Genomic DNA, 3,809 nt, shown 5'->3' with positions numbered 1-3,809 from the left:
CTATCCAAGTCATTAAAAAAGAGCATATAAAGCTTCTTGAATCAAATACTTATCGAAACGAGATTAAAGATTTTCCTGAATTACTATTATCAATAGCTTATCAAGATGCATTTATACATGTTTTAGAGAGGTGTGTTGCACATAGAAGTAATGGAGAATATTTGATTCCTGGTTACTTTCAGCCTAAAATTCAATCATACGAGAGTTATTATGAAAAGCGTATATCAGAAGAAAATTACGATCAAGCATTCTACAATCTGGGATATTGTGATGGTTTGCTATCGCTATTATTATTTGTTAACAATCCGGAAGAAGCAAAGATACCTCCATTATTTATATATGAAGAGAACTACTTTGAAACAAAAGATGATCTGTTTAAATACATATCAGAAAATAGAAATAAAAAACACTTTGAATATTGTTTAGGAAAAGTACAAAACATGAATGATTTAGTTCCTCATTTTATGCCTTGGTTTATTTAGTTGAAAGTTATTTCAGTTATTCTATTCATACTTAAATGGTGCTGTCGGTATATTAGTGGGGTAAAAATTTTATCCGGTACTGGGACTGGGACGGGACAAAAAATCTGAAAACGTCGTATAATTAGTTGGATTTAGTTGTACTCTAAAAAATAGAATCTAGTAATTTGAATAGTTTGGGATATATCAGATGTTTGGAAAAAAAACATGGGAGTAGAAATAATCACAAGTGATTATTTTTATGTCCGTCCAACGATTGCCGATTCGTAAGGCGAAAGCAGAGTTGTTGACGGCCCATCTGCGTATCAAGGACAAGCAATGCGACGAATAGGAGCAATGCGCGACCTGATGAGAAGAATGGGAGTAGGCCCCAGCGATTTTTAAGACGAAGTCGAAGAAAGAGCAGTTGGGACTACCCGGAAAGGTTATCCCACGAATGAGGAACAGATGTGAAGAAATGAGTGGCTGATAACTACTGCCAGAATCCTTAAGGTCAGTATTAAGTAAATTAAAGTGTGGAGGCGGAATTTTTTTCACTGCGGCGTATTTGTTGTAAGCCTCAATGTGGGATTTTCTAGAGTGCTCACCGTTTACTAACGAAAATATAAAAATACGTTAATGTGCAACGTAAAAGTGCAACGTAAAAAAATACGTTGCACTTTTACGTTGTTTTTGTTACGATAAAATTATTGAGGTGAGAATATTATCATGAGAGAAACGTATAATCTAGAATTTAAGTCAAAATTATCAGATAGTTTTTTAAAAACAGTTAGTGCATATGCAAATTATAATGATGGAATTATTCAATTTGGAGTAGATGATAGTGGTGAATCTTTGCATATTAATAATTTAAAAGATTTGGCATTAAGGATAGAGAACAAAATAAATGATAGTATCAATCCAATTCCAGAGTATAACATTGAAATAGATGAACAGAATGAAATTGTTTTACTAAAAGTTTATGAAGGTGAGTTAAAACCCTATTTTTACAAGAATAAGGCCTATATGAGAAGAGATTCTTCAAGTCTACCTGTAGATGATAGAGATGAATTAAAAAGACTTATATTAGAGGGAATGAATCAAAATTATGAAGATTTGCCATCTAAAAATAAGAACTTATCTTTTAGCTTTTTAGAAAGTGCATTAAAAGAAAAGTTGAATATAGATAGCTTAAGTTTAGACATCTTAAAAACATTAGGATTATATGATGATAAAAAAGGTTTTAATCTAGCGGCAGTTATTGTATCGGATGAAAATAATTATAAAATACTTGATATTGTTAAATTTGGAGCTAATATTAACGAGTTTAAAGAAAGAATCATAATTGAAAATACTTCTATACTTAGTGCCTATTATCAAACGATAGAAGTGTTTAATAGGTATTTTAAGTATGAAAAAATAGATGGATTTGTTAGAAAAACGATTGAGCTTATACCTGAAGATGCTTTCAGAGAGGCCATAGCAAACGCGCTTGTTCATAGAGATTGGAGTATCTCTGCACCGATTAAAGTTGAATTACATGATCAATATATTGACATATCATCTCCAGGTGGTTTACCTAAGGGAATAAGCAGTGAAGAATATATTAGTGGTCAAATTTCTATTCTCAGAAATGAGAAAATTGGAAGTTTATTTAATAGACTAGGTTTAATAGAAAAATTTGGAACTGGGATAAGAAGGATAAAATATTTATATCAAGGAAGAGCTAGACAACCTCAGTTTCAAACTTATCCTAATTCAATAATGGTTAGACTGCCTATTCTTGTCGATAAAGTAGAAGGAATAAGTAAAAATGCATCTATTATTTTACAAAATATACCTCGAAATAAAGAACTTAGTAGAATTGAAATTGAAAAAATATCAGGTTTTGATAAATATAAGACCCTTAGAGAATTAGAAGAATTAATGAGTGAGGGCTTAGTTAAGAAAGTAGGACGAGGTAGAGGAACAAAATATATAAAGATATAGATGAGAAAAAGAAGTAGAGATGAGGCTAATATGATAAGTTTTTTATAGAAAAATAAAATACGTTAAAGTGCAACGCAAAAGTGCAACGTAAAAAATACGTTGCACTTTTGCGTTGTTTTTGCTACGAAACAAATTTTAGATATATTTAGTGTAATAAATGAGTATTTTTTAAAAGAATTTTTAAAGCATACTTGTGGGTTTCGTATGACAATATTATGTACTTGATAGGAACACCTCAAATAAATGTTTAATCAATGTAAAAAAGGGAGTGGGCAAGAAGTTGAAAATCAGTTGGTTTTCGCTCCGATTGCCCACCCGTCCCGCACAGTTGAGTATGTCTCAAACAAGTCGTTAAGACGCCATTTGAGACCACACAACCACTGCGCTTTGAATTAAATAGATATGCCTGAACAGAATTTAAAAAGCATTTGCCCAGTCTCTTTTAATTTAAGCCAGTATATTTTAAAAGTATATAACTCCGTATATTATGCCTTCTTCACAAACTCAGATTTTAACTTCATTTGTCCAAAGCCATCTATTGTACAATCAATGTCATGACCATCTGCAGGATTATCAATCAAACGAATGTTTTTCACTTTTGTTCCTTGTTTGATTGCCTGCTTAAAACCTTTCACTTTCAAATCTTTGATAACAATAACATCATCACCTTCAACTAATGGATTGCCATATGAATCTTTAATTGAAAATTCTTCATTTTCTTCTGATGATTCAACTTGGCTCCATTCATGTCCACATTCTGGACAGACATACATCAATTGATCTTCGTAAGTATAGGTTGACTGACACTGCGGGCAATTAGGTAATTGTTCCATTGCTAAACCTCCAATCTGTTTTCTCTATTTTACCATAAGATATGATAAAAATGTAGAGTAAATATGTTTATAGTTTTAAAAGTTGTGTTTATAAGGTTCTCACACTATATTTGTTATCGGCATTGGGCAAAACTGTAAATTCAGTTTGACTCATATATTAATATATAACTCAGCGAAAAATTTAGCCAAAGCACAATTCGATTGGATAAAGCTGTTGTACCTATGAAAGAACACCATCTTCATTTTAAACTGTTACGGTTGAGATTAAATTTCTTTCGCAATTTTTTCGAGGTGTTGTTTGAATAAACTTGCGGCCATCGGCAACTTAATATCTGAGCGGTAAATCATTTGAATGTCGCGTGAAAGTGGGTAGCCTTCTATTTCCAGTTTACAAAGTTTATTTAACTTAATATCATTTTCAATCAATTGTTCAGACACAATAGCAATACCTAGCCCTTTCGCTACGGCATGTTTAATACTAGTTTGTGTGCTGATATTTGTATATGTTAACTTAAAAGTGAGCTACTAG

Annotated in this window: 3 protein-coding genes and 1 pseudogene; 2 read left to right on the top strand and 2 right to left on the bottom strand. The window is 31.7% G+C overall.

Annotation, left to right across the window (positions count from 1 at the left end):
- Together GSA01S_RS10880 and GSA01S_RS09575 are read left to right on the top strand one after the other, a co-directional pair.
- A pseudogene (locus GSA01S_RS10880) lies at positions 1–482 on the top strand (SIR2 family protein); the annotation flags it as partial.
- Positions 483–1,187: 705 nt separating this feature from the next.
- A complete protein-coding gene (locus GSA01S_RS09575) occupies positions 1,188–2,447 on the top strand; it encodes an RNA/DNA-binding domain-containing protein (protein WP_066126994.1) in 1,260 nt (419 codons plus the stop codon).
- 485 nt (positions 2,448–2,932) lie between these two features.
- On the opposite strand, the gene GSA01S_RS09570 is transcribed toward GSA01S_RS09575, so the two are convergent.
- Both GSA01S_RS09570 and GSA01S_RS10590 read right to left on the bottom strand, forming a co-directional pair.
- Entirely contained in the window at positions 2,933–3,280 is a 348-nt protein-coding gene (locus GSA01S_RS09570; RefSeq protein ID WP_066126991.1) for a zinc ribbon domain-containing protein YjdM, read from the bottom strand.
- A gap of 264 nt (positions 3,281–3,544) precedes the next feature.
- Positions 3,545–3,757 (bottom strand): LysR substrate-binding domain-containing protein, encoded by a 213-nt coding sequence (locus GSA01S_RS10590; protein WP_348651918.1) that lies wholly within the window; start codon positions 3,755–3,757, stop codon positions 3,545–3,547.
- Between the last annotated feature and the right edge of the window lie 52 nt (positions 3,758–3,809).

It is taken from the genome of Globicatella sanguinis NBRC 15551 (assembly GCF_001552295.1).
In the GTDB taxonomy this organism is placed as follows: domain Bacteria; phylum Bacillota; class Bacilli; order Lactobacillales; family Aerococcaceae; genus Globicatella; species Globicatella sanguinis.
The sequence above is the reverse complement of the archived record's forward strand: the minus strand, read 5'-3'. Positions and strand labels throughout refer to the sequence as shown.

Bases quoted from the DNA above. Each gene is read 5' to 3' on its own strand.
- GSA01S_RS09575 (WP_066126994.1), top strand. From the start codon at position 1,188: ATGAGAGAAACGTATAATCTAGAATTTAAGTCAAAATTATCAGATAGT.
- GSA01S_RS09570 (WP_066126991.1), bottom strand. From the start codon at position 3,280: ATGGAACAATTACCTAATTGCCCGCAGTGTCAGTCAACCTATACTTAC.